Annotated in this window: 20 protein-coding genes; 9 read left to right on the top strand and 11 right to left on the bottom strand. The window is 67.9% G+C overall.

Annotated features, from left to right (window positions below):
* Positions 1-19: 19 nt before the first annotated feature.
* The 11 genes from ACSC1Q_RS26405 to ACSC1Q_RS26355 all read right to left on the bottom strand — a co-directional run bounded on the left by ACSC1Q_RS26405 (position 20) and on the right by ACSC1Q_RS26355 (position 17,231).
* Positions 20-1,720: a glycoside hydrolase family 13 protein gene (locus ACSC1Q_RS26405; protein ID WP_436761369.1), complete on the bottom strand. Its 1,701-nt coding sequence runs from the start codon at positions 1,718-1,720 to the stop codon at positions 20-22.
* A gap of 84 nt (positions 1,721-1,804) precedes the next feature.
* Positions 1,805-4,723, bottom strand: a complete 2,919-nt coding sequence (locus tag ACSC1Q_RS26400; RefSeq protein WP_436761368.1) for a carbohydrate-binding protein — start codon at positions 4,721-4,723, stop codon at positions 1,805-1,807.
* A gap of 57 nt (positions 4,724-4,780) precedes the next feature.
* Positions 4,781-5,761 carry a carbohydrate ABC transporter permease gene (locus ACSC1Q_RS26395; RefSeq protein WP_436761367.1) on the bottom strand — a complete coding sequence of 327 codons (981 nt, stop codon included), beginning with the start codon at positions 5,759-5,761 and terminating at the stop codon, positions 4,781-4,783.
* Positions 5,762-5,771: 10 nt separating this feature from the next.
* Positions 5,772-6,683 carry a carbohydrate ABC transporter permease gene (locus ACSC1Q_RS26390; protein WP_436761366.1) on the bottom strand — a complete coding sequence of 304 codons (912 nt, stop codon included), beginning with the start codon at positions 6,681-6,683 and terminating at the stop codon, positions 5,772-5,774.
* Between the two features lie 73 nt (positions 6,684-6,756).
* Positions 6,757-8,115, bottom strand: a complete 1,359-nt coding sequence (locus ACSC1Q_RS26385; protein WP_436761365.1) for an ABC transporter substrate-binding protein — start codon at positions 8,113-8,115, stop codon at positions 6,757-6,759.
* Positions 8,116-8,378: 263 nt separating this feature from the next.
* Positions 8,379-9,392: a LacI family DNA-binding transcriptional regulator gene (locus tag ACSC1Q_RS26380; protein ID WP_436761364.1), complete on the bottom strand. Its 1,014-nt coding sequence runs from the start codon at positions 9,390-9,392 to the stop codon at positions 8,379-8,381.
* A 216-nt stretch (positions 9,393-9,608) separates the two neighbouring features.
* On the bottom strand, positions 9,609-12,200 hold the full coding sequence (locus ACSC1Q_RS26375; RefSeq protein ID WP_436761363.1) for a ricin-type beta-trefoil lectin domain protein: 2,592 nt from the start codon (positions 12,198-12,200) through the stop codon (positions 9,609-9,611).
* A 770-nt stretch (positions 12,201-12,970) separates the two neighbouring features.
* A complete protein-coding gene (locus tag ACSC1Q_RS26370; RefSeq protein ID WP_436761362.1) occupies positions 12,971-13,891 on the bottom strand; it encodes a carbohydrate ABC transporter permease in 921 nt (306 codons plus the stop codon).
* A complete protein-coding gene (locus ACSC1Q_RS26365; protein WP_436761361.1) occupies positions 13,891-14,811 on the bottom strand; it encodes a carbohydrate ABC transporter permease in 921 nt (306 codons plus the stop codon). Before ACSC1Q_RS26365 ends, ACSC1Q_RS26370 begins: the two co-directional genes overlap by 1 nt.
* Positions 14,811-16,178 carry an ABC transporter substrate-binding protein gene (locus tag ACSC1Q_RS26360; protein WP_436761360.1) on the bottom strand — a complete coding sequence of 456 codons (1,368 nt, stop codon included), beginning with the start codon at positions 16,176-16,178 and terminating at the stop codon, positions 14,811-14,813. The genes ACSC1Q_RS26365 and ACSC1Q_RS26360 overlap by 1 nt, the downstream gene beginning before the upstream one ends.
* Before the next feature lie 465 nt (positions 16,179-16,643).
* Positions 16,644-17,231, bottom strand: a complete 588-nt coding sequence (locus ACSC1Q_RS26355) for a TetR/AcrR family transcriptional regulator (protein WP_436761359.1) — start codon at positions 17,229-17,231, stop codon at positions 16,644-16,646.
* A gap of 124 nt (positions 17,232-17,355) precedes the next feature.
* Here ACSC1Q_RS26355 and ACSC1Q_RS26350 point away from each other — a divergent pair, with 124 nt between their 5' ends.
* The 9 genes from ACSC1Q_RS26350 to ACSC1Q_RS26310 all read left to right on the top strand — a co-directional run bounded on the left by ACSC1Q_RS26350 (position 17,356) and on the right by ACSC1Q_RS26310 (position 26,808).
* Positions 17,356-17,547, top strand: coding sequence for a hypothetical protein (locus ACSC1Q_RS26350; protein WP_436761358.1), 192 nt, complete (start codon positions 17,356-17,358; stop codon positions 17,545-17,547).
* The gene (locus ACSC1Q_RS26345) at positions 17,544-17,720 is read left to right on the top strand and encodes a hypothetical protein (RefSeq protein ID WP_436761357.1); all 177 of its coding nucleotides are present in this window, start codon (positions 17,544-17,546) and stop codon (positions 17,718-17,720) included. The genes ACSC1Q_RS26350 and ACSC1Q_RS26345 overlap by 4 nt, the downstream gene beginning before the upstream one ends.
* Positions 17,721-17,956: 236 nt before the next feature.
* The gene (locus tag ACSC1Q_RS26340; protein ID WP_436761356.1) at positions 17,957-19,255 is read left to right on the top strand and encodes an MFS transporter; all 1,299 of its coding nucleotides are present in this window, start codon (positions 17,957-17,959) and stop codon (positions 19,253-19,255) included.
* An 881-nt stretch (positions 19,256-20,136) separates the two neighbouring features.
* Positions 20,137-21,222, top strand: a complete 1,086-nt coding sequence (locus tag ACSC1Q_RS26335; RefSeq protein ID WP_436761355.1) for a Gfo/Idh/MocA family protein — start codon at positions 20,137-20,139, stop codon at positions 21,220-21,222.
* Positions 21,219-22,691: a sugar ABC transporter ATP-binding protein gene (locus ACSC1Q_RS26330; protein WP_436761354.1), complete on the top strand. Its 1,473-nt coding sequence runs from the start codon at positions 21,219-21,221 to the stop codon at positions 22,689-22,691. Before ACSC1Q_RS26335 ends, ACSC1Q_RS26330 begins: the two co-directional genes overlap by 4 nt.
* Positions 22,688-23,746: an ABC transporter permease gene (locus ACSC1Q_RS26325; protein ID WP_436761353.1), complete on the top strand. Its 1,059-nt coding sequence runs from the start codon at positions 22,688-22,690 to the stop codon at positions 23,744-23,746. Before ACSC1Q_RS26330 ends, ACSC1Q_RS26325 begins: the two co-directional genes overlap by 4 nt.
* Positions 23,743-24,672, top strand: a complete 930-nt coding sequence (locus ACSC1Q_RS26320) for an ABC transporter permease (RefSeq protein ID WP_436761352.1) — start codon at positions 23,743-23,745, stop codon at positions 24,670-24,672. Before ACSC1Q_RS26325 ends, ACSC1Q_RS26320 begins: the two co-directional genes overlap by 4 nt.
* A 28-nt stretch (positions 24,673-24,700) precedes the next feature.
* Positions 24,701-25,915 (top strand): substrate-binding domain-containing protein, encoded by a 1,215-nt coding sequence (locus ACSC1Q_RS26315; RefSeq protein ID WP_436761351.1) that lies wholly within the window; start codon positions 24,701-24,703, stop codon positions 25,913-25,915.
* A gap of 47 nt (positions 25,916-25,962) precedes the next feature.
* Entirely contained in the window at positions 25,963-26,808 is an 846-nt protein-coding gene (locus ACSC1Q_RS26310; RefSeq protein ID WP_436761350.1) for a sugar phosphate isomerase/epimerase family protein, read from the top strand.
* Positions 26,809-26,820 lie beyond the last annotated feature (12 nt).

The following is a 26,820-nucleotide window of genomic DNA, read 5'->3' as shown; positions in this document are numbered from 1 at the left end:
CCGGGGAACCGCCCGGCGCTCACCCGTGACCGTGACGCGCCGAGGCGCGGACCGCCTGGTGCGCCGCCCCGCCGTCGACGTCGAGCCAGGCGCAGGTGTCCGGCGGCAGCAGCCCGCCCGCGACGGGGCCGCTGGCCAGCAGGACGGCGCGGTGGCCGGGCAGCTCGACCGGGACGTCCGAGAAGTTGACGACGCAGGCGAAGCCGTCGCCGCGGGTGAAGGCGATCGTCCCGGGACCGGTGCCGAGCCAGCCGACGGTCTCCGGCAGCCGGATCAGGCGCGCGCGCCGCAGCGCCAGGGCGGCGCGGTAGAGCGACAGCGTGGAGCCGGGATCGGCCGCCTGGGCTTCGACGGTGGTGTCCTTCCACGCCGGAGGCTGGGGAAGCCAGGGCTCGGCCGCGGCTTCCGGCGGGGAGAAGCCGAACGGGGGCCGCTCGCCGCTCCAGGGCAGCGGGACGCGGCAGCCGTCGCGGCCGCGGTCGGTGTGGCCGGAACGTTCCCAGGTGGGGTCCTGCAGCAGCTCCTCAGGAATGTCCTCGACCTCGGCCAGCCCCAGCTCGTCGCCCTGGTAGATGTAGACGCCGCCGGGCAGGGCGAGGGTGAGCAGGGCCGCGGCCCGTGCCCGGCGCAGCCCGAGGTCGAGGTCGGCCGGGGCGCCGTGGCGCTTGTCGCCCATGTCGAAGGCGGTCTCCCGCCTGCCGTACCGGGTGACGTGGCGGATCGTGTCGTGATTGGACAGCACCCAGGTGGGCGGCGCGCCAACGGGGGCGTGCGCGGCGAAGGTCTGCTCGATCACCTCACGGATCGGGCCCGGCTCCCAGGCCGAGCACAGGAACTCGAAGTTGAACGCCGAGTGCAGCTCGTCGGGGCGCAGGTAGCGGGCGAACTGGGTCGGGGTGGGCAGCCACACCTCGCCGACGAAGACGCGCTCGCCCTCGTAGGCGTCGGCCAGCGCCCGCCAGGAGCGGTAGATCTCGTGGACCCCGTCGCAGTCCTGGTAGGGCAGGTCGGCCGGGTCGGGGTCGGGGCCGACGTCGGGCAGCCCGGCTTTCTTGATCAGGCCGTGGGCCACGTCGACGCGGAAGCCGTCCGCCCCCCGGTCGAGCCAGAAACGCAGGATGTCCTCGAACTCGGCGCGGACCTCGGGGTGCTCCCAGTTCAGATCCGGCTGCTGAGGGGTGAACATGTGCAGGTACCACTGGCCCGGGCCACCGTCGTCCCCGTCGTCCCCGTCGTCCCCGGTGACGCGGGTCCAGGCGGGGCCGCCGAAGTAGGAGCGCCAGTCGTTGGGCGGCAGCTCGCCGTGCTCGCCTCGGCCATGGGCGAACCAGAACCGCTCGCGGGCGGCCGAACCGGGACCCGCCGCGAGGGCCTCCTGGAACCAGGGGTGCCGGTCGGAGCAGTGGTTGGGGACCAGGTCGACGATGAGCCGCAGGCCCTGCTCATGGACCGCGATGATGAGCTCCTCGGCCTCGGCGAGGGTACCGAAGATCGGGTCGATATCCCGGTAGTCGGCGACGTCGTAGCCCGCGTCCGCCATCGGGGACACGTACCACGGGGTCAGCCAGAGCGCGTCGACGCCCAGGTCACGCAGGTACGGCAGGCGCGTGCGCAGACCGGCGAGGTCGCCGACGCCGTCACCGTTGCCGTCCGCGAAGCTGCGCACGTAGATCTGGTAGATCGAGGCGGTGCGCCACCAGGCGGCGGGGGGATGGGGCATGGACGGGTTCTCCTGACTCGATGCTGGTTGACGTGCGGTGGGCGTCCCGCGCGGTGCGGGACGCCCACGGTGCTGCCGGTGCGGTTACCAGCCGCTGTTGCCAGGACCGCGTGTGAAGGTGTAGCCGGTCAGGTTGTTGAGACCGCCGGAGGCGGCACCGGTGACCGTGACGTGACTGGCCGTGGCGCTGCCGGCGGCGTTGGCCTCGATGCCGTAGCTGCCCGCTCCGGTGACCGTGACGTGGTCGAGGGTGAGGTTGGTGATCGTCTTTTGGTAGCTGAGCAGGATCGCCTGGTGGGTGCTGTCGACGATGGTGACGTCCTTGACCAGCACCGGAGCGGTGATGTCGGCGGTGTCGGCGTAGATCCACAGGGCGCCGAGCTGCGCGCCCCAGTTGGGCTCGAACCCGCCGGTCCGGGTCAGCGTGTTGCGCTGCACCGAGGTGGTGCCGGCGAACGGCACCGGGGAGAAGCGGGTGCTGATCGCGATGCCGGAGGAGCCGGTGACCGTGTCCGACAGCAGGTTGTCCTCGACGCGGTTGCCGGTGCCGCCGTAGACGCCGACGGCGTTGGCCAGCATCGGCAGGGAGACGGTGTTGAAGGTGTAGGCGCAGTTCGTGACGGCGGACCCCTGGGAGAACATCGCCAACCCGTCGTCGCCGGTGTTGCGCACCACGCTCTGGTCCAGGCGGGTGTTCCTGACGTTGCCGTGCATGTTGACGCCGTCGGCGAAGGTGTCGCGGATGCGGACGCCGGCGACGTACAGGCCGTCGGTGCCCGAGTCGATCCACATGCCGACCTTGACGTGCTCCATCCAGACGTTGTGCACCAGCGACCCGGAGCCGAAGTTCCCCTCGATGCCCGCGTCGAAGTTGGCGTCGTCGCGGTAGCGCACGTCGCCGGCGATGGTCAGGTCGGCGATCTGCACGCCGGAGCCGGTGGCGAAGAAGCCACCCTTGCCGTTCGTGCCGCGGACCGTGGTGTGCCACTGCCCGGCCCCGCGCACGCTGACGCCCGCGAGGTTGATCCGCGCGTTGACGGTGAACGTGCCGGCCGGGATCCACACGCCCTTGCTTTGGGCGCGCGCCGCGGCGACGGCGTTGTTGATCGCGGCGGTGTCGTCACCGGCGTCGCCGGCGACCGCGCCGTAGGACGTGATCGCCAGGTGGTCGGCCGGAGCGGTGATCGCCGCGGCGACCTGCTCGGTGTCGATGAGGTCGATCACGTAGTAGGCCGCCGTGGAGGAGGCGTCCTTCTGCAGCTTCAGCACGGTGCCGGCGGGCTGGGTGGCGAAGCGGGCGCGCACCTCGTCGAAGAAGTGGTGCGCCCGGCCGCCCGCCGGGTCGCTGGTGTACGGGTAGTCGCCGTAGACCCAGCTGTAGGTCGACGACAGCGACAGATCCTGCAGCTTCGCGCCGCCCGCGTACAGCGCGAGCGGGGCGGTGATCCCGGTGCCCGAGGCGTTGTCGGGGACGGCGTAGCGGACGACGATCGAGTTGGCCGGCTTGGTCAGGGTGATCTGCAGGTAGTCGCCGGTGTCGTCGAGCCGTACGGCGCGGCGGCCCGACGCCTCGGAGGCGACGGTGAGGTAGGTGCGGTCAGGCCCGATGACGGTGGCGTTGGTCGAGCCGCCCTCCGCCTCGTACTCGGTGTAGGGCACGGTGGCCCCTCGGGCGTTCAGCGCCAGGCCGCCGGCGACGCTCAACCCGTCGAGGGCGACACCGCCGGTGTCGCCCGCGTCGTACTGGTAGCCGATCAGGTTGAGCCCGGCGCGCAGCGTCAGCGTCTGGGTGGCGGTGAGCCAGCCGCTGCCCGCCGGCAGCGTGATCCGGCCGGTCCGCAGGCCGTTGACGTAGGTGCTCAGAGTCCGCGCGCCGCCGGTGGCGTTGCCGTACCGCAGCGTCACGACGGCGCCGCCCGCGGCGGCCGCGTTGACCGTGCGCACGGCGCGGGCGCCCACGGAGGTGAAGCCGTCGGCGTAGCCGGTGCCGCTGAAACCGCCGACCGCGGTGGCGACGGCGGCGCCGCCGGACAGGAAGCCGGTCTCCATCTGGTAGGGCAGGTTGACCGACGGGTCGCCGGGGTCGGTGGCGCCGGTGACGGTGATGCTGTCGAGGTTGACGTTGCCGAGGTCGGTGCCGTCGAAGCGGTAGGCGACGGTGTTGGCGCCGGCGTTGAGGGTGACGGTCTCGGCCTTGGTCGTCCAGGTGTTCCAGTCGCCGGTGGCCGGCAGGGTGGTCTGCCGGATCCTCGTGCCGTTGACGTAGAGCGACAGCGACATGGTGGCGCCGGTGCCGTTGGCGTAGCGCAGCGACACGGTACGGGCTCCGGCGGCGGTGGCGTTCACCGTGAAGGTGGTGGCGGCCCGGCCCTTGTTGACGTCGGTGTAGCCGCCGACGAAGCCGCTGCCGGTGTACCCGGTATGGTCGGTGCCGACGACCGCGCCGCCGGACAGGGCCGCCGACTCCGCCTCGTAGGTTCCCGCGGGCGGGGGCGTCACGTCGCTCACCGTGATCGCGTCCAGGTTGACGTTGCCGAGGTCGGTGCCGTCGAAGCGGTAGGCGACGGTGTTGGCGCCGGCGTTGAGGGTGACGGTCTCGGCCTTGGTCGTCCAGGTGTTCCAGTCGCCGGTGGCCGGCAGGGTGGTCTGCCGGATCCTCGTGCCGTTGACGTAGAGCGACAGCGACATGGTGGCGCCGGTGCCGTTGGCGTAGCGCAGCGACACGGTACGGGCTCCGGCGGCGGTGGCGTTCACCGTGAAGGTGGTGGCGGCCCGGCCCTTGTTGACGTCGGTGTAGCCGCCGACGAAGCCACTGCCGGTGTACCCGGTATGGTCGGTGCCGACGACCGCGCCGCCGGACAGGGCCGCCGACTCCGCCTGGTGGGTGGTGGCGGCCGCGACGGCCGGAGGAGCCGCGACGATCAGCACGCCGGCCAGGGCCAGCAGGAGGGCCGACAGCGTCGATAACGGTGGGGACAGGAGGATGCGGGCTGTTGTGCGCATGGCGCGACGAACTCCTTGCGGGTTGGGGGGTGGACGCGAGGTGGTGGCCGGGGCGGCTCAGCCCTTGAGGGCGCCGGCGGACAGACCGCTCAGGATGCCGCGCTGGAAGATCATGAAGAGGATGATCATGGGGATGCTCGCGATGGACAGGGCCGCGAACATCTCGTTCTGCGTCACGTAGCCGGTGAAGGCCAGCCGGCTCAGCGCCACGCTGATGGTCTGCGCCCCGGGATCGGGCAGCACCAGCAGCGGCCAGAGGAAGTCCTTCCACGCGCCGACGATCGCGAAGATCGACACCACGGAAAGGACCGGGCGCGACAGCGGCAGCACGACGCTCCACAGCGTCCGCATCCGCCCCGCCCCGTCGATGCTGGCCGCGTCGAGCAGCTCGCCGGGGATCTGGTCGAAGAACCGCTTGAGCACATAGATGTTGAACGCGTTGGCCGCGCCGGGCAGCCAGAGCGCCCAGGGGGTGTTGAGCAGGTTGACGCCGAAGATCGGCACATCGACGATGTTGAGGTAACTGGGCACCAGCAGCGCCGCCGCCGGGAGCATCAGGCTGGCCAGCATCATGCCGAGCACCAGCTTGCCCAGTACCGGGCGCAGCTTGGACAGGGAGTAGGCGGCGGCGACGTCGACGACGAGCTGGATGAGCCAGCCGCCGACGGTGTAGAAGGCGGTGTTGAGCAGGAACCTGCCGATCTCCAGCTTCGTCCAGGCCTCGGCGTAGGTCTCCGGGTGCCAGGTCCGCGGGATCAGTGTGGGGGTGGGCTGGGCCAGTTCGACAGGCGTCTTCATCGCGCCGGTGATCATCCAGTAGAGCGGGAAGATGAAGATCAGCGCGAACAGCACGGCCATCGTCACCAGGGTGACCCGGTAGACCAGCAGTCCCCTCCCCCGGCTGAGGTCGGCGTCGGAGATCAGCGAGCGGGTGGCGGACGTCCGTCCCGGCCTCCGGCGGCGTGCCGGGCGGACGGGGGTGGGCGGGGTGGCCGCGGAGTCCTGCCCGCGGGCCGGAACGGGGGTGGTGACGGTCATCGGGCCTCCTTCAGTCGGCGTTGCGGGTCAGCCGCAGGTAGACGGCGGAGAAGGCGGCGAGCACGACGAACAGCAGCACGCTCATCGCCGCGGCGAGCCCGAAGTCGTTGTTGACGGTGAAGGCGTAGCGGTAGATCAGCACCATCACGGTGATCGTCTCTTCGTTGGTGGTGCCGGTGAGCTGATACGGCTCGATGAAGACCTGCATCGTCGCGACGATCTGCAACAGCAGCAGGACCAGGAGCACGAACCGCATCTGCGGCAGCGTCACGTGCCGCACCCGCTGCCATACGCTCGCGCCGTCCAGTTCGGCGGCCTCGTACAGATCGCTGGGGATGGTGGACAGCCCGGCCAGATACATGATCGTGGCGCCGCCCATGTTCGACCAGGTCGACACCAGGACCAGCGAGATCATCGCCATCCGGGGCGACTGGGTCCAGTCGGAGGTGGGCAGGTGCAGGGTCTCCAGGACGGAGTTGAACAGGCCCGATCCGGGGTCGTAGAAGTACTGCCACAGCAGGACGCTGACGATGGGCGGCAGCATCACCGGGAGATAGACCGCGATCCGGAAGTAGCCCTTGAGGTGCCGGAACTCGTTGATCACCAGGGCGACCACGAACGGCACCGCGTAGCCGAACAGCAGCGCCAGTCCGGTGAACTCCAGGGTGTTGCGCCAGGCGGTGAAGAACAGCGGGTCGTCGAACAGGGCGCGGAAGTTGTCCAGGCCAACCCAGTACGGCGGGACGACCAGGTTGTCCTGCTGGAAGCTGAGGATGACCCCCTTGACCAGCGGATACCAGGAGAACAGGGCGAAGCTGGCGAGGCCGGCCGCGAGGAACAGGTAGGCCCGCAGGTTGTCGCCGATCCTGCGGCGCAGCGGGTTCGGCCCGCGGCGGGCACGGCTCGCGGTGATGACCGCCATCAGCTCTCTTCTCTCTTCCGGACGTGCTGTCCCGTGCCCCCCGGGATGAGCTTTCGGGGGCACGGCGGCCGGCTCACTTGACCGACGACAGGATCTGGTTGACCTGCTTCTCCGCGGTGGCGAGGAGCTGCCCGACGTCGGCGGCCGGGTCGGTGAGCACCTTCTGCATCACCGGGTCGAGCGCGGCGTAGACCTGCTGGGCGTTCGGCGGCTCCAGCTTCACCGGGATCGAGTTCATGGCGGCGGCGAAGGGCGCGAAGTTCTCCGCCGGGATGTTGGCGTACTTCTTGGTCGCCTCGATCAGCTTCTGCTCCGAAGCGCCGGTCCACACGTTGGGCTCGGGCAGGCCGACCGGCATTCCCTTGGCCGCCGACCGCTCGTTGTCGGGCCCGATGCGGTCGGGGTTCCGCTTGAACGTCAGCCAGGCCAGCCCGGCCTTGATCTTCTCCGGGCCCAGCCCGGCCTTGAACATGTAGCCGGAGCCGCCGCCGAGCGTGCCCTGGCCGTCGGGGATGGGCCCCAGGCCGTAGTCGGCGAAGGTGCCCTTGAAGCGGTTGACGATGTTGCCCATGTCGCCGGTCGAGCCGACGTACATGCCCAGCTTGTCGGTGGCCATCAGCTTGATCAGGTCGTCGTACTCCAGGAGCTGGCGCTTGCCCATGGTGTCGTCGGTGAAGCGCATGTCCTTGAGCTGCTGGAGGACCTGGCGGCCCTTGTCGTCGTTGAAGGCGGCCTTCCAGCCGTCGCCGCCCTTGACCGCGACGTCGCCGCCGACCGAGTAGATCTCGGCGGTGAAGTGCCAGCCGCCGGTGTTGGACTTGCTGTAGTCGCCGTAGCCGACGACGTCCTTGCCGAGCGCGCTGATCCTCTTGGCCTGCTCGCGGACCTCCGCCCAGGTCGCCGGGGGCTTGTTCACGTCGAGCCCGGCCTTCTCGAACAGCTTCCGGTTGTAGATCAGGCCGAGGGAGTAGTTCTCGTCGGGCAGGCCGTAGACCTTGCCCTGCTCGTCGGAGAAGACCTTCATCAGGCCCGGCTTGTAGTCCTTGGTCACCGGGAAGCCTGCGAGCTGGGCGCTGATGTCGGAGACCTGCCGCTTGGCGATCAGGTTCTGCGCGTCGGTGAGGTAGACGTAGAAGACGTCCTCGAGCTGGCCGCCGGCCAGCTTGGTGGCGAACGTCTGAGGGTCCATCAGACCCTCCTTGGCGTCGATCCTGATGTTCGGGTTCTTGGCCTCGAACGCCTTGACGTCGTCCTCGAATCTCGTGCGGTTGAACTCGTCGGTCGCCGGGGGCAGGCCGTTGACCGTGATGGTCACCGGCCCGGCGCTCGCCGCCTCGGGTTGCTGGGCGGCCCCGCCGCACGCCGACACCGTCATCGTCATGCCGGCGGTCAGGGCGAGGCCGACCGCCTTGCCCAGCTTGGCTCGTTTCATCACAAGCGCTCCCTTCGTGTACCGGCATACATCAACCTGGGCAGCACGGATCGCCGGCGGAACGCACGTGCCGCCATCGGTTAACGGAAGGTTGCCGACGTGTCGCCTGGGGGTTTCGAGCGCCGAGGTGTAGCCAGAACGGTAAAACCAACTCGGCTGGAAGTCCATGGTCGACCGCAAAAAACTGACAATTTCAGTAGATGATCATGCGATTGCCCGCAATTCGCCGATATCAAGATCGTTGTGACCAGGTTGTGGGCCGGTCAGCGGCCGTCCCCTCGCGGGCGCGGGCCCGTCGAGCCGCGCACGATCAGCTCCGGGTCGAACAGCACCTCGTCGACGGGCACGGCGTGGCCGTCGATCTGCGACATCAGGGACGCGACGGCGGCGGCGCTCATCGCCTGGATCGGCTGGCGTACGGTCGTCAGCGGCGGATCGGTGACATTCATGAAGGTCGAGTCGTCGAATCCGACCACCGACAGGTCACCGGGGACGTTCAGGCCCTGCTTGCGCGCGGCCCGGATCGCGCCCAGCGCCAGGGTGTCGCTGGCACAGACCATCGCGGTCACCCCCTCCCTGATCAGGCGTGTCGCCGCGGTCCCCCCGCCCTCCATCGAGAAGAGCGTGTGGGCGACGAGCCCGCGCCAGTCCCGGTGGCCGCGCGCCTGGGCGTGAGCCGCGTACGCCGCGAGCTTGCGCGCCGAGGGCACGTGTCCCACCGGCCCGAGGATCAGCCCGATCCGCTCGTGCCCCATCGCCGTCAGGTGGCCCAGCACCTGGTCGACGGCGACGCCGTCGTCCACGCAGACCCGCGGCACGTCGAGGTTCTCGTCCGCGGCGTTGATCAGGACGATCGGCAGCCGGCGTTCCCGCAGCGTGCGGCAGTGCTCGGGGCCGGCGTCGGCGTAACTGCTGCCGATGAAGACGATGCCGCCGACCTGCTGGGCGAGCAGCATCTCGATGTAGTGCGCCTCGGACACCCCGTCGGCGGTGCGGGTGCACAGCACCGGCAGCAGGGCATGCTTGATCAGCGCCGCGACGACCAGCTCCGCGAAGGCGGGGAAGACCGGATTCTGCAGGTCGGGCAGGACCAGGCCGACCAGCGGGCCTCGCGTATTGCGCAGGCCGCTCGGGCGCTCGTACCCGAAGACGTCGAGGGCGGTCAGCACCGCGTCCTTGGTCGCCTGGGCGATTCCGGGCTTGTCGTGCAGCACGCGGCTCACCGTGGCCACGCTGACACCGGCGAACTGGGCTACATCTGAGAGTCGTCTTGACACGGCACCCACGTTACAACAATCTCCGCAAAAATGAAGATCGAGTTTGCAAGAAATCGACAGCGATACAACGCGGGCCGTCCGCGCTTGGCCGGGTGGACCACGCCGCCGGACAGGTCGCCCGCCGAGCAGGCCAGGCGGATCGGAGAGCCGCAATCGCGGCAATGGCCCGACCCGCTCGCCGGGGCGATGCGGGTCGGGCTCTGAGTAGCACTCGAATTACGAGCGGGACCAGTTCTGGTTACCACCGCCGGTACAGGTCCAGATCACCAGCCGGGTGCCGTTGGCGGTGCCGTGATCGGAGGCATCCAGACACTTGCCGGAGCCGACGCCGATGACCGAGCCGTCCAAGCGGACCCTCCACTGCTGGCCGGCCGAGCCGTTGCAGTCATAGATCTGCACGGGGGTGCCGTCCGTTGTGGCACCACCTGTTGCGTCCAGGCACTTGTTGGCGAAGATCTGCAACTGGTTGGACCTCGTAGAGGTCCAACGCTGGTTGTCGCCGCCATTGCAATCCCAAAGAGCCGGGCGCGTGCCGTTGGCCTGATTCCCGCCGGGTACGTCGACGCATCGGCCTGACTCCTGGCCTTTGAGGACGCCGGGAGTGCTTGCACGGAACCATTGCTGGTTGGCGCCGCCGTTGCAGGTCCAGATCACCAGAGTCGTGCCGTTGGAGGTGCCGCTTCTGCTGGCGTCCAAGCACTTGCCGGAACCGGCCCCGACCACTGTTCCGTCGGCGTTGATGTTCCACTGCTGGTTACCGCCACCGTTGCAGTCATATATCTGCACCGGGGTACCGTCAGCGGTCCCACCACTGGGGACATCGAGACACTTGTTGCCATATACGGTCAGTTGCTTGGTCGGCGTGGCGGTCCAGGTCTGATTGCCACCGCCATTGCAGTCCCAGAGTTGGACAGCGGTGCCGTTGGCTTGACTGTTGTTGGGAACATCGACGCAGAGGCCGGATTGGCGGCTTTTGAGGACGCCGCTCTCGCTTCCGGTTCCGCAGGTGGTCATTCCGGACGTGTAGGGGCAGAGGATGGTCGCGAAGCCACCGCGGGTGGCGATGGGAACGGACAGGGTGTCGGTGTTGGTGACGGTCCTGGTCTCCCTGAGCAGGGTGCCGGCGGAGCCGTCGCGAACGGTTTCGGCGAGCCACTGCCCGCCTCCGAGGAAGGACAGCGACGACTGGAAGGTCTTCGCGGCCAGGCCCGAGATGCCGCCGACGTACCACCTGCCGCCGTTGCGGCGCGCGAGGTATGCCTCCTGACCTGGGCGGCCGCCCAGTAGCCGGGTCTCGTCCCAGACGGTCGGCAGCTGGTTGAGGATGCGCAGCGCCTCGGGGTGAGCCTCGTAGCTGGCGGGGTTGTCCGCGTAGTGCTGCCAGCCGGACTCGAAGACGATCCCGGTCGCGAGTTCGTGGGCGTCGGTGGTGTCCCGGCTCGTCATGCTGAACACGACCGGGGTGTAGTCCATGCTGGAGATGACGTTGCGGGTGAACGGCAGGATGGTGTTGAAGGCCGCCCGGTTGCGGAACTGCTCGGCGCCGTAGACGGCCTCACTCGTCATGACGTGGGGCCAGGTGCGCTGCATCCCGCGAGGGGTGGCGGAGCCGTGAAAGTTGGCCATCAGTTTCAGCTCGGCGGTCCTGGCCAGGATGGCGTCGTACCACTGCAGGGTCGGCTGGGTGAACTCGTAGCTGAAGTCCACCTTCACTCCGGCCGCTCCCCAGCTTTTGATCAGGGGAAGCCACTGCTCGCGCTGCTGGGACGTTCGCAGGCTGGAGGAGTTGAACCACAGGATGACCTGAACGTTCCGGGCCCTGGCGTAGGAGATCACGTCGGGCGCCCAGCTGGAGGACCAGCCTTCGTCGATCAGGACGTAGCCCCAGCCGTTGCGCTGGGCGAAGTCGATGTACTGCCGCTGCCGGTTCTGGTCCGACGGGCTGGAGTGCTCGGTCAGCCAGGACCAGGCGACCGCGCCGGGCCTGATCCAGGAGGTGTCGGTCACCTTCGACGGCACGGCGAGGTCGTCGACGATCGTCGACTCGGTCACCGTCCTGAGGTCACCGACGGCGGCGGTGCGCCAGGGGGTGGTGAGCGGCAGAGTGGTCGTGATTCCGCTGGCCAGCGTCGTCGTGTAGGTGCCCGACCCGGGCTGGTGAGACAGGTAGGAGGCGGCGTAGCGGCCGTCGATATCGGTCTCGGCCAGCAGGGCGAAGTCGCCGCCCACCTCGAACAGCAGCGGAACCCGGTAGTTGGTGTTGCCGGGGGCCGCGCCCGCGGTCGACTGGAACCACACCCCTTGGTCCTCGCTGTGGGGCGGTACCAGCCAGGCGTTGGCGGACGTGGGCACCGTCCACGACGACGCCTCACCGCGCACGGTGACCGATCCGCTGCCGGGCACGACGTACCGGTAGGCGGCGCCGGTGTTCGACGCGCGTACCACGACGTCCAGCCTCGCCCCGCCGGTCCCGGTGAAGGACAGCGTCGTCTGGTTGTAGACGGTCTGCTGGTTACGCCGCTTACCGGTGGGCATCGTGTAGGACTCGGTGACCACCTGGTCCCTGCGCTGCGTGAACGTCAGGTTTCTCGTCAGGTCGGCCGCGGAGGTCACGATACCGATCGGGGACGGGGAGAGCACGGTCCGGCCCGACCTGGCCACGGAGAAGGTCAGCGCGCCGTTGTCCAGTGTCACCTGGGCGGAGATCGGTGAGTTGGCGGACGGCCCGGAGACCGTCCAGGTGGTGGCCGCGGCGGCGGGCGCGGGGCTGGCGACGATGATCGCCGCCGGGAGTAACAGGGCTAACACACATCGGAGGAACAGGGGCAGTTCGCCATGGCGCATGTTCGTGTCCTTAGGGGGATCGGACGGGTGTAGGCGCCACGCCTCACCGACAGGTCGGCATGGCGCGACTGGGTGGTGGAGCGACCGGTGATCGATGGAGATGCCCGGTTGTCGATCGCGCCGGCATCGTGATGGATTGCGACTGTCAGCGGTGGAATTTCGTCGCGGTTACTTACGGTCAGAGCCTTTGCCGGGGCTGTGGCCGCCTGTCGAATGTCCGGCGCTCCGCCTGTTCCGGCTTCACGGATGTGCCTTCACCGGTGACCAGCGCACCGACCGGTGCCGAGCGGCCGTGCCGTTGGACTCGGCTCGCGCGGGCACGGTCGCCGGCTTCACCGGTCCGGCTGCGATTGCGAGTCCGATCGCGAGGGCACCTGGCCGCCTGAATCTTCCTAGCATGCTGATCCTCTCAGCCACGCCGTGTCGTGCCGGCTCATGGTCACCGAGCTTGAGCACGTGACCCAGCTGACGCAGGCGGCGCTGTTTTGGAGGTTGTAAGGCTTGTCCTTACGGCGCCAGATGTGGGTCCTCTAGCAAGAGGAGCTAAACCAAATCCATCCAACAAACAACATCAAAACCGAACATGTTACGTGATGTCAATATGCGCGTAAGAGTTGGATTGCGTGCAGTCACGATGGGGGCAGGAGAGCACCGGTTCGGACGAGAACACGGATTCCACCATGAGGAGCTGAAGGCTGCCCTTTTCCACCGCTTACGGGCCGCGGGCCACGTGTTCAGCCCTTGGTGGAGCCCAAGGCCAGGCCGGCGATGAACTGCTTCTGCAGAAGTATGTACACGATCAGAGTTGGGATCGCCGCGATGAGGGCGGCCGCCGCGATCATGTTCTGGTTGCTGACGAACTGCCCCTGAAGGTTGGCCAGCGCCGAGGTGATGGGCCGCTTGTCGCCTCGCTGGATCAGCACGGTGGCCCAGAAGAAGTCGTTGTAGATCCAAGTGGTCAGCAGCGTCGCGAGGGCCGCCAGCGCCGGACGGCACAGAGGCAGGGTCAGCCTCCAGTAGCGCGTCCACAGGGAGGCCCCGTCCACCATGGCCGCCTCGTAGATCTCGTGCGGGATCGACTTCATGTAATTACTCAGCACGAACACGCAGAAGCCCAGCTGGAAGCAGACGTTGATCAATATCAGGCCGGCATGGGAGTTGTAGAGCAGACCGTTCTCGCTGATGAACTCCGGCACCGGGATGAGCAGGTACAGCCGGTAGAGCGGAGTGATGATCACCTGTTGCGGGAGGAGGTTGCCGGCGGTGAACAGGACCAGCAGGGTCAGGGTGTACCGCAGACGTACCCGAGATAACACGAACGCCGCGGATGAGGCGAACAGCAGCGTGATGAGCACGGCGGGAACCGTGATGATCACTGAGTTCAGGAAGTATTGCTGCATGTCCGACTGGGTCCACGCGGAGGTGAAGTTGTCCAGTGTGAGCCGGTGCGGGAGCGAGAAGTAGCCGCTCTCGGCCGTCTCCTCTACCGGGCGAAGGGACACGTACAGCGCGAAGAGGATCGGGATCAGCCATAGCACGGTCATCGTGATCATGAAGACGAGCGCCGCGACCTGGGCGGGGCGGCGTGCGGCCCCCGCCTTTCTCCGGCCTGCCACGGCCGTCAGGCCTGCCGGGGTGGATTCGACGTGTGCCATCACGGCCGCTCCTCTCGCCGGAAGGTTTGGTACAGGAACACCGAGATGGGAATCAGCGAAAGGAGCAGCAACACGACTCCGAGAGCGGAGCCGTACCCGATGCGGGTCTGCTCACCAAGGATGTTCTGGGTGATCAGGATCGACAGCAATTCCAGGCCGGGCAGCACCGGGCCGTGACTGTTGACGTAGACCAGGTCATAGGCGCGCAGGGACTCGATCACTGTCACCACCAGGATGACGACGTTGATCGGCTTCAACACAGGGAAGATCACCCGGAAGAACGTCTGCCAGGCGTTGGACCCGTCGATCAGGGCCGCTTCGCGGAGGGACGGGTCGACCGCCTTGAGTCCGGCCAGGTAAAGGATCATCACGTATCCGGCCTGTCGCCAGCTGGCCTCGACGAGGACAGCCCAGAGATTGAGATCGGGATCGCCGAGCCAGTTCACCAGGTTGTTATCGCGATTGCGGCCGATGATCGTGTTGATGAGCCCGTAGTTGGGTGAGTAGATGAGTTCCCAGATGATCCCGATCAGGGCGAGCGAGAGCATCACCGGCAGGAAGAGCGCGCTCTGATAGATGCGGCTGCCCTGGATGTTGCGGTCGATGATGACCGCGAACAGCATGCCGAGCGGCGTCGCGAAGCAGACGAACACCAGCAGCCAGACGATGTTGTGCTGTACGGCCGGCCAGAACTGCGGGTCGACCGTCGCCGCGATGCGGTAGTTCTCCACGCCGTAGGGTGTGATCTGGTCGGGTCCGCCGATACCGTTCCAGCGGGTGAACGACAGCACCATTGACAACAGCGCGGGAAGCCAGACAAACGTCAGAACGGCCAGCAACGGGATGCCGAGCATCAGGGCGACCAACAGCCGGTCGCGCGGGGGCAGGCCCCGCGCTCGGCGGGGTGACTGTACGGCCATCAGTTCGTGAAGATTGTCTTCGCCTGCGCCTCGATGCTGGCCTGCAGCGATTTGATGCCTCCGATACTGGGATCGTTGATGAACTTCTGGATGGACGGGATCATCACGTTGCTGGCGAATCCTGGGTCGGTATCGCGGTCCATGAACTGTGACACCGCCTTGCACGAGGAGATGACTTCCGCTGATTTCTTTTGGATTGCGTTGTACGTCGGGATTGTGGCGCCCTGGGCGACAGCCACGTCCCACTGATCGGTCTTGAGGAAGGTGGCCTCGGCCTCGGCGGTGCCGAGGTACTCCAGCACCTTCTTACCCGCCGCCACCGTGTCCTCCTTGGCGTTCTTCGCCAGGCAGAACCCGTCGGTCGGCGCATCCATGTAGTCCTGGCCGAATTGCGGGTTGATCTCCGGGAAGGGGAAGAAGTCGAGATCGGATAGATCCTTGCCATCGGTGACATACTGAGCGGCCACCTGGTTGGTGCCTTGGAACATCAAGCCGGCCTGCTTACTCTCCAGCGCCTTCACCGCGTCCTGCCAGATGCGACCGGTGGCCCCGGGCTGGCAATAGGGGAGGATCTCGGCCCACTGCTGGAACACCTGGGTGATCCGCGGGTCCGTCCACGGAACCTGGTGCTTCATGAGCTGGATGTGAAAGTCGTATCCGTTGATCCGTAGGTTGAGAATGTCGAAGGTGCCGAGCGCCGGCCAACCGTCCTTGTCGGCGAAGGCCAGCGGCGTGAGACCGTCGCCCTTCATCTTCTTGAGCAGCGTCAGATAGGCGTCCCAGGTCTTCGGCACCTCGTAGCCCTTCTCTTCGAAGGTGCTTTTGTTGAAGAAGACGACCCACGGATAATTGTAGATTGGGACGAAGTAGTAATGCCCGTCGCTCCCTTTCGACAGCGACTGCGCCGCCGGGCCGAAATTATTCCCGATCTTCGCCCACACATCGTCGATGGGCGCGATGAGTCCCTGCTGGGCGAAGAACTGCATGCGGTAGCCCGCGAACCAGGTGAACAGAGTGTCCGGCGTCCCTTGCAGGTAGGAGTTGATGTTGTTCTGGAACGTGTTGTGGTCGACCGTGTTGATCGCGATGGTCGCCCCGACCTTCTGGCCGGCACTCTTCGAGAGCGCCTCGAACGCCGCCTTGGGAGCCGGGTCGGAATAGTTCGAGCCGAAGGTGACCGTGGTCGCACCACCGCTCGCGCCACTTGCGGGCGTGCTGGATGCGCCAGGAGAGTTGCCACACGCGGTGACGAGACCAGCGGGTAATGCCGTCGCGCCGACGGCGAGCGCGAGGCCTTTGAGCACGGAACGGCGGTTGGTGAACGATCCGGAGAGGGCGGCAGACCCGGATACGACACGATTGGACATATTACCTCCAAAGTTGGCACATTGGCTGGAGATTTATGAACATAATCCAACAAGTCCGATCAGAGTTAAACCCTCTCCGACAGGCATGTCAAGGTGACTGAAATCTCGGTTCCGTCACGGCCTGGCAGCCGGTTGGGTTGCCGCAGAGACATGTACAGCCTCTGCGCAGGGGGATTCCGCAGGATCCTCGTCGCGCCCATCACCTCGGATGTGTCAGCAGCCGAGGGGGCACCGTGTGTGAATGCTGGCGCGTTTTCCATGACCGCCGCCCCACGGGGGAACATCCGAAAAACGGGCCGACTCCCCGAGGTCTGAGTCAACACGTCCGGATGTCGTAACGGCCCTGGATGATCTCGACGATGGTCTCGGAGCCGGCCTTGGGCTTGCGGTCCTCTGTCAGCAGGCCATTGCCTTCCTTTCGCCAGGACGAGCTCACGATCTGCTCCTTTGTTGGCGGGGAGAGCCCTATGGGCGTTCGATCCACATGTAAGACAGCCATCGGCGCGCGTGTTCCAACAGTCGGTCCGGGGGGAAGCGGAGCGGGTCGGTAAGGACCAGGCGCGCGTACTCATCCGAGATCGCCGACAGCACCCTGGCGGTGAGTTCCGCGTCCGGTGCCTGGGGGGCGGTCGCCAACGTCGGCCGTACCGCCTGGATCAGCCGGGCGAGCACCGTGGCGCGTCCCTTGGCGATGCGCTTGTGCAGGCTCCGGGGCGCACCTTCGGGGGGCATGAGGACCAGGCGCCAGGTGCCCGGGTGGCTGTGCACGGCGTGCAGATAGGCGCGCAGGCTCTCCAGCATGAGCTCCAGCGGATCCCCTTCGTTCAGGGCGCGCAGTGTCGTCTCCGATACCTGGGCCAGCGCCCGGCTGGTCTCACGCTCGACGGCGGCCTCCAGCAGCGCCTGCAGATCCTCGAAGTGCTGATAGACCAGCGCCCGCGTGATCCCGGCCCGGCGCGCCACGGCCTCGACCGACACCTCGTGGAAGGTCTGCTCACCGGCCAGGTCCCTGACGATGTCGAGCAGCTGATCACGACGCGCGGCTGCGGTCATCCGGCCAGAAGTTCGCCCTGGTGAGGTCATGGACATCGATGTTACAGTGCCGTCACTTACAGGCCTGTTACTTACAGGTCCGTTACATGCGTGGCCCATGCCCGTGCGGGCGGAGGCGGTATGAGTGAGCGAAACCACGTGGAACTTTCCCTTCGACCTGCCGGTGGGGCCGCTGGTCGAGATGCTCGCGGCCGGCGACCGGGTCACCGCAGGTGAGCGGCCACTGGCGCTCTGCGTGTTCGCCAAGGACAAGGTCGTCGCCACGGACGTGCCGCGCCGTACGACCTCCGTACGACCTCCGGTGGGGCGTGCGTGAACACCGCAGCCGTTCACGGCGCGCCGGCCTCACTGCCCTTCGGCGGCATCGGCAACAGTGGCTCCGGCCGACACCACGGCGCCGAGGGCTTCCGCGAGTTCTCCGACCCGCGCGGGGTGTTCATCCGGGAACAGCAGGACCTGATCGAGGCGTTCGCGCCGCCGTACGGGTAGGTCGCGCAGGCGGTGGTCCAGGCGGCGTTCGCCGGCGCGCGGCTCCGGGAGGACCCCGCGGCTCTCCGGCGCGGGCGGCCCGAAGGCACGTGATCGAAAGGTCCCCGTCACACGATCGGCCCCCGAGCCGTCGATGCCCCGCGTGGGCTGACGTATCGCCACCTCCTCGCCCTGGCCTGGAGGACACCCCCGTCACCTACATGGCCGCCGTACGGCGCGCAGGTGTGGAGTTCACCATGAAACCGTTCTATGTTCGCGAGCTCACCGTCTACCCCACCGGCCGGCGCCGGATCTGGCTGCTGACCATCGCCGTGCTGGCCAGTCTGATCGCCAACTTCGAGACCACGCTCTCCACGATCCTGCCGTTGCTGCTCGTCGACCTGAACATGTCCCTGCAGACCTACGGGCTGATCAGTGCCGTCTCGGTCCTGGTCGGCGGCCTCTCAGCTGGATTCGGCGGAATCCTCAGCGACAGGTGGGGGCGCATCTCGATCCTGGTGCCGACCCTGACCGTGACCGCCGCCTGCAACTTCCTGCTGGCCACCGTCGACAGTGTCACGGGGCTTTTCTGGGTCAGGTGCCTGATGCTGTTCATCGAGGGCGCCGGCATCAGCATCACCGCCAGCCTGGTCCGTGACTTCTCCCCCCGGCTGGGGCGCGCCCAGGCCTTCGCCTTCTGGACCTGGGGACCGGTCGGCGCGGCCTTCCTCGCCTCGGCCATCGCCGGGCTCACGCTGCCACTGTTCGACAACGCCTGGCAACCGCAGGCGATCATCATGGGCTGCGTCTCGCTGGCACTGTGCGCCGTGGTGATCTGGCAGATCGCGGAACCGTCGGCGGCGCTGCGCAACCGGGTCATGGCCGAGGAGAACGCCGCCGCCGCTGAAGGGAAACTCGATCCAGGAAAGGTCCGGGAACTGCTCAAGCACCCTCACCTGTGGGCGCACGTGCTGGGCAACACCGCCTGGAGCGTCTTGTACTGGACCTTCACCATCTTCAGTGTCGCCATCCTGGTGACGGCCTTCGGCCTGACCGCCGCGCAGGCCAACCTGGTCACCGCGCTGGGCGTCATCCTCAACGCGCTGACCGTGGTCGTGATCGGCCGGATCTCCGACCGGCTGCAGCTGCGCAAGCCGTTCATCGTGGCCGGCACCATCGGCACCGCCGTCGTCCTGGCCTACTACATCACCCTCATCGGCGGCGACGCCGGTTTCGGCCACATCGCGGCCGTCTATGCCGGGCTCTACCTGTTCATGGGCGTCGCCTACGTGCCCTGGATGGCGAGTTTCTCCGAGGACGCCGAGGATGTGGACCCCAGTCTGCAGGGCGCGGCACTGGGTCTGTGGGGGTTGGCCGTCCGGGTGATGATCGTGGTGCTCCTCCTGGTCGCCACCCAGGTCGCGGGCGTCTACGGGTGGGAGGCCTGGCTGATGGTCGCCCTGATCGGTCAGGGTCTGTTCCTGGTTTCCGCGCTGGCCTTCAAGGGCGCCTGGCGATCTTCGACGCCGCGCCCGGAAGACACGGTGCGGAGGTGAGGCCGGGAACCGGCGGCTCTACACCGTCCTGGTTGTTGATCGGTGTGCGGGCGGAGGGTTGACGGGACTCTGCTTGCCAATCGGGGAGAGTGGCACGCCGCCGGATTTGGGGCGGCCCACCGTTCATGAAGTGTCGACAGGCGTTCTGCCTGGTCAGCGGCTTTCGGCCTGGGGAATTTCGGTGAACCTTGCGGTAGCTCTTTGGGCAGAGACTGCGTGAGAGCGCTCTCTCGAAAGAAACTTTACATTTACGCCGTCCGAAGTCAAGATAGCTGGGGACTGAATCTGACCGAATCCGATCGGCGAGTTCCGGCATTGCCCGCTCCCCGACCACAGCTTGAACCAGCCCCCGAACCCGACCGCGACCCACGAATCCTGAGCAGTCTTGGCGTTGTCGACGGATCAAGATGCTCCCGGCGAGCCGCCCACCCGTCCCGTGGGCAACAGCGCCCATGGATGCTCGCACGCCCGGCTACGACGGCGAAACCGCCGCCAGGCCCGCGACGGCCGCTGGACGCCCGCGGAGTCGTTACGCCTCCGGCGACTACGAAGGGTTGCCGGGGGCCAGAAAGTCATCGAGGGGGACGAGAGTCGGCGGCTCGTCGAACCCCGCCCGTGTCCCCTGTGCCACAAGCAGTCCACGCGAACGAGAAGCCACAGGTCAGCGGCATGTTCTGGAGACGGACAGCGGCGCGTCAGCTCCGGTTCCCGCATCGTGGGGCACACCCCGGGCCAGACCAGCCCTTCGGTCGAAAAGTGAACCATTTCGGTCAGCTGTCGGCCTAACTTTAACATTTAAAATCATACTTTTGCTTGACCGCCGTCATAAGACCTCCTTACGATCCCGAAACATGGAGGAAATAGGCCACACACCGACGGATGTGTCCCAGCTTCGGGTGGGGATCGTTGGAACGGGTTTCATAGGCAGCGTCCACGCCCGAGCCGCCCGGCTCGCCGGCGCCCACATCGTCGGCGTGGTCGGCTCGACCCCTGAACGGGCGGCGCAGACCTACGCCGCCCGGCTCGCCGAGCGGGTCTTCCCCTCGCCGGAGGACCTTATCGAGTCCGGTGAACTCGACGTCCTGCACGTTTGCACCCCCAACCACCTGCACGCCTCGATCACGATCAAGGCGCTGGAGGCCGGGCTGCACGTCATCTGCGAGAAGCCGCTTGCGACCGACTCCGACACCGCTGCGCTGATGGCCGCCCGTGCCGCGCAGAGCGCGCGTACGGCGACCGTGCCGTTCGTCTACCGGTTCCACCCGATGGTCAGAGAGGCCAGGCAGCGCGTCGCCGAAGGCCATATCGGCCAGGTCAACCTCATCCAGGGCAGCTACCTGCAGGACTGGTTGCTCGGCCCGGATGATGACAACTGGCGGGTGGATCCCGACCTGGGCGGGCCCAGCCGCACCTTCGCCGACATCGGCTCGCACTGGTGCGACCTGGTGGAGTTCATCACCGGTGACCGGATCGCCGCGGTGTCGGCGCAGACGGCGGTGGCGGTGCCCGTCAGGGCCGGAAGGGCGGACGTGCGCACCGAGGACGTGGCGACCGTGCAGTTCAGGACAGCGGGAGGCGCGCTGGGCACGATGGCGGTCAGCCAGGTATCGCCAGGCCGCAAGAACCGGCTGTTTTTGGAGATCTCGGGCAGTGAGGCGAGCGTCGCCTTCGATCAGGAACAACCGGAAACGCTCTGGTTAGGACGCAGAGGAGGGTCGGAGCTGCTGGTGCGTGACCCGCAGACCCTGTCGGTCCCGGCCCGCCGCTACTCCCCCCTGCCCGCCGGGCACGCCCAGGGCTATCACGACTGTTTCGACGCGTTCACGGCCGACAGCTACGCATCGGTGCGGGGAGAGCGCCCTGAGGGACTGCCGACCTTCGACGACGGCGCGAGGGCTGCTCACATCTGCGACTCCGTGCTCACCTCGGCCCGCACCCACTCGTGGGTGGAGGTGCACCCCGCGTGAGGCTTCTGGAAATGCGGGGGGTCGGCAAGAGCTTCTTCGGTGTGCGTGTGCTGACCGACGTCGATCTCGACGTCGAGGCGGGACAGGTACACGCCGTCGTCGGCGAGAACGGTGCGGGGAAGTCGACGCTGATGAAGATCCTCGCCGGGGTGCACGTCCCCGACGCCGGGACGATCGCGATCGACGGCAAGCCGGTCTCGTTCGGCCATCCTCTCGACGCGCAGCGGTCCGGTGTGGCGATCATCTATCAGGAGTTCAACCTCCTGCCTGAGCGCTCGGTCGCCGAGAACGTCTTCCTCGGGCGCGAGCCGGTACGGCGGGGCCTGGTGGACCGCGCGAAGATGGAGGCGGAGACCGAGCGGCTGCTGGCAGGGCTCGGCGAGACCTCCTTCGGCGCCCGCGACGCCGTGCGCCGCCTGAGCGTCGCCCAGCAGCAGGTCGTCGAGATCGTCAAGGCCCTCTCGGTCGACGCCCGCATCATCGTGATGGACGAGCCCACCGCCTCGCTGGCCGAGCACGAGGTCGAACTCCTCTACTCCCTGATCCACCGCCTGCGCGAGCGCGGCATCGCCATCCTCTACATCTCCCACCGCATGCGCGAGGTGTTCGACCTGTCCCAGCGGGTCACCGTGCTCAAGGACGGCACCCGCGTCACCACGGTCGCCACCTCCGACGTTGGTCCGACCGAGCTGGTCAAGCTCATGGTCGGCCGAGAGCTCAACGACTACTTCCCGCCTCGCGCCACACCCACGGAAATCGGTGAGGTACGCCTGAGCGTGCGCGGCGGCGGAAACGAGAAGCTCAGCGGCATAGACGTGGAGCTGAGAGCCGGGGAGATCGTCGGGGTGGCGGGCCTGCAGGGCTCGGGCCGCACCGAGCTGGCCAAGGCGATCTTCGGGGCGGAGCCGTTCGCCTCGGGTGAGATGACTCCCTGCAGGCCGCGGACGGTCCGCCAGGCCGTGGCCGCCGGGATCGGGCTGGTCACCGAGGACCGCAAGGCCGAAGGGCTGGCGCTGCGGCAGTCGGCGGGAGACAACGCGCTGCTGGTGGCGCGCACCTCCGCCGCGCGTACTCCGGCGGGGCGGGCCTCGCGCAGCGGGCTGCGCGCGCTTCTGGAGTCGGTACGACTGTCACCGCCCGACCCCGAGCGTGAGGTGCGCTACCTGTCCGGCGGCAACCAGCAAAAGGTCGTGCTGGCCAAATGGATGACGGTCAACCCCAAGGTGCTGCTGTTCGACGAGCCGACCCGGGGCGTGGACGTCGGTGCGAAGGCCGCCATCCACGACCTGATGCGGCAGTTCGCCCGGGACGGCATGGCCATCATGATGATCTCTTCGGAACTGCCCGAGCTCATCGGGATGAGTGACCGGATCATCGTCATGCGAGACGGCCGTATCGCGGGCGAGCTACCGGCCGGCGTGTCCGAGGAGGCCATCATGCACGTGGCGGCGAGCGAGGAGGCCGCATGAGCGGCCAGATCCCCTCCCCGGTGCACCCGGCTTCGGCGGCTCCCGAGCCAGCGCCCCCGCAGAGCGGCGCGAGGCCGAGGCACAGCGGCCTGCGGCGCAGTTTCACGGAGATCAATCCGACCAGGGTCGTCTACCTCGCGCTCATCGCCGTGATCGCCATCGGCTGGGGACTGGTCGCTGTCGACGGCGGAAACTTCCTCACGATGGAGACCGTCGTCGGCATCCAGCAGCGCTCGGCCGCGCTGGGCATCGTCGCCGTGGGGCAGACCCTGGCGATCCTCGTCGGGTCGCTGGACCTGTCCGTCGCCTACCTGATCAGCCTCGGGTCGCTGGTCGCAGCCGAGATCATGGCGGGCCAGGACGGCGCCGTCGTACCGGCCATCCTCGCCGTGCTCGGCGTCAGTGCCCTCGTGGGGTTGGTCAACGGCCTGGTCATCACCCGCCTACAGGTACACGCGTTCATCGCCACGCTGGGCACCGCGCTCATCCTCAAAGGCATCATCGACCACCTCTACGACGGACCGGCGGGCAGCGTGCCGGATTCGTTCCAGCGTCTGGGCTACGACCGCCTCGGCCCCGTGCCCGTCTCGGCGTTGCTCTGGGTCGCCGTCGCGGTGGCCGCCTGGTTCCTGCTGCGCCGGACCCCCCTGGGCTACCGAATCTACGCGGTCGGTGGCGACCCCGACGTGGCCCGGCTGTCGGGAGTGCGTACCAGCAGGGTCGTGGTGATCACCCACATCCTGTGCTCACTGTGCGCGGGCGTCGCCGGCCTGCTGCTGGCCAGCAGGCTGGGCGCGGGCGCGCCCACGGTCGGCACCGACGGCGGCTACGACCTGGAGTCGATCGCCGCGGTCGTGCTCGGCGGCACCGCACTGGCCGGCGGCAAGGGCGGGATCGCCGGGACCGTCGGCGGCGTGCTCCTGCTGGCCGTGCTCGACAGCGTCTTCAACCAGCTTGAGGTGAACTCCTTCTTCAAGGACGTGGTCAGAGGCGTCGTGATCGTGGTCGCCGTCGCCGTCTACGCCCGCCGCAGCAGGAAGAAGGGAACGGCATGAGAAGAACGCTCCCGATCCTCGCGGTCCTGACGGTACTGCTGGTCGCGATCGCAGCCGCCAACCCGTTCTTCCTGGAGCCCGCCGGGTTCCTGGCCTTCCTCAAGCGGGCCGCACCCCTGGTGATCTTGGCGGCCGGACAGTACTTCGTCATCGTCTCGGGCGAGTTCGACCTGTCGGTCGGCTCGCTGGTGACGGTCGAGGTCGTCGTCGCCGCCCGCCTGCTCGACGGGGAGGAGTCCGCCACCTGGTGGGTGCTTGTCCTGCTGATCGCCATCGGGCTGCTCGTCGGCCTGGTCAACGGTGCGATCACGACGGCCCTGCGCGTTCCCTCCTTCATCACGACGCTCGGCATGATGCTCATCTTGTCGGGCGCGGTGTTCCTGTGGACGGGCGGCGCTCCTCGCGGCGCGCTGTCGGAGGGCTTTCGCGCCTTCGGCCGGGGCAGCCTCGGCCCCGTACCGTGGTCCGTCATCATCCTGGTCGTTGTCGCCGGTGCCGGGATCGCGCTGATGCGCTCCGACTTCGGCAAGAGACTCATGGCCACCGGCGACAACGAGCGCGCCGCCGCCCTGTCCGGAATCGGCGTGCACCGTATGCGAATTCTCGCGTTCGTCATCTCCGGCCTGGCCGCGGCGGTCGCGGCCATCCTGCTCGGCGGCTTCGCGGGTGTCTCGGCCCAGGTCGGCCAGGGACTGGAGTTCTCCGCCATCACCGCCGTCGTCCTCGGCGGCGTGGTGCTCGGCGGGGGCCGGGGCTCGGTCGTCGCCGCGATGGCCGGCGCGTTGACCTTGGAGGCCCTGTTCACCCTGCTCAACCTGTACGGCATCTCCGGGGCTCTGGAGTACACCGTGCAGGGCGTCATCATCATCGCGGCGGTCGCGGCGGGAGCACTGCGCTTCCCGTTCCGGCTCCGCGTGAGCACCTGATCAACCCCAGAAAATCAAAGGAAGCGCTATGCCGAATCGTCGGCCGTTCGTCGGCCTCGTCGCGATATCAACCGTGCTGTTCGCCGCCGGTTGCGCCAGCGACAAGCCCACCGCCCAGTCCTCGGCGGGGCCGTCCTCAGCGGCCTCGTCATCACCCGCCGCGTCCCCCAACACCGGCGAGCAGTCGAAGTTCTTCGTCCAGGCCGACTACGACGCCCAGCTGGCCATGCGTACCCAGAGCGCGGAGGGGCCCGCGGACAAGCCGTGGGAGCAGGCCATCGCCCCGGAGATGGTCGACACGGCCAAGTACAAGAAGGACGGGCCCTACAACCTGTGCTTCTCCAACGCCGCGGTGAACAACCCGTGGCGGCAGGTGGGCTGGAAGACCATGCAGGCCGAGGTGGCGCTGCACAAGGAGATCAAGAAGTTCACCGCGCTCGACGCGGAGGGCAAGGACGACAAGCAGATCTCCGACATCGCCGAGCTGGTCGGCAAGGGCTGTGACGCGCTGATCGTCTCGCCGAACACCACCGCGACGCTGACCCCCGCGGTGACGGGCGCGTGTCCCGAGGTCCCGGTGATCGTCTTCGACCGCGGTGTCGACACCGACTGCCCGGTGACGTTCATCAACCCCATCGGCGGCTACGCCTTCGGCGCGGACGGCGCCGAGTTCCTGGTGGAGAAGGTGCCGGCCGGGGGCAAGGTCCTCGCGCTGCGGATCCTGCCGGGCGTCGACGTGCTGGAGACCCGCTGGTCGGCGGCGAAGGTCACCTTCGACAAGAGCCAGCTCGACGTGGTCGGGGTGGAGTTCACCGACGGCGACGCCGCCAAGACCAAGAGCATCGTGAGCGACTACATCCAGCGGCACGGCAAGATCGACGGGGTGTGGATGGACGCGGGCGCGACCGCCGTGGCGGCCGTCGAGGCGTTCGAGGACGCCGGGGTCCCGGTGCCGGCGATCGTCGGCGAGGACCAGCAGGACTTCCTGAGCAAGTGGAAGAGCGGCGGCCTCACCGCCGTCGCGCCGACCTACCCCACCTACCAGTGGCGCACCCCGATCATCGCCGCCCTGAGGATCCTCAAGGGCGAGGAGGTGCCCAAGGTCTGGAAGCTGCCGCAGCCCAAGATCACTTCCGAGAACCTGGACACCTACCTCCAGCCCAACATGCCGCCGCTGCACTACGCGCTCTGCGGCTGCGAGAAGCTGCCGGACTTCCCCGCCAACTGGGGCGGCAAGGGCTAGCCCCGCCCCGAAGAACCCGCCCCCCGTCACTCCAGGAGGACCCAGGTATGTGGCCGATCGGCGTCAACACGTGGGTGTGGACGTCACCACTGACAGACGACGAACTCATACGGCTGGCCCCGCGAATCGCCGGCTGGGGGTTCGACGCCGTCGAGCTGCCCATCGAGCGGCTCGGTGACTGGGACCCGCACAAGGCCGCCGCGCTCCTGGCAGAGCTGGGGCTGGGCGCGTCCGTGGCCCTGGTCATGCCGCCGGGCAGGGAACTGGTCGCGGCCTCCGCCCAGACCGTCGCCGACACGCAGGACTACCTGCGTGCCTGCGTGGACGCGGCCGTCACGGTGGGCTCACCGGTCATCGGCGGACCCGCCTACGCCTCCGTCGGCCGCACCTGGCGCGTCTCACCGGACGAACGTCGCGCCCTGTACGCCGAGCTGCGCGACAACCTGCGTCCGGTGGCTGATTACGCCGCCGGGCGCGGGGTGCGGATCGGCGTCGAACCGCTCAACCGCTACGAGACCAGTTTGATCAACACGGTTGAGCAGGCGCTGGAGGCGCTCGACGGGCTGCCGGACGAGGGCTGCGGACTGGCCCTGGACAGCTACCACCTCAACATCGAGGAGAAGGATCCGGCGGCGGCCGTACGGGCCGCCGCCGGGCGGATCGCGCACGTGCAGGTGTGCGGCACCGACAGAGGCGCGCCGGGCGCCGACCAGTTCGCCTGGCCCGCCTTCGCCACCGCGCTGCGCGAAGCCCGCTATACCGGACCGCTCGTCATCGAGTCCTTCACCGCAGAAAACCAAGCCATCGCCACCGGGGCCTCCATCTGGCGGCCGCTCGCTCCCAGCCAGGACGCCCTGGCCACCGAAGGGCTCGCCTTCCTGCGAACCCTCTGACTCCCACCCGCC

Source organism: Streptosporangium heterodermiicola, assembly GCF_051390675.1.
GTDB lineage: Bacteria > Actinomycetota > Actinomycetes > Streptosporangiales > Streptosporangiaceae > Streptosporangium.
Note: the sequence above shows the minus strand (reverse complement) of the source record. Positions and strands in the feature narration are given on the sequence as shown.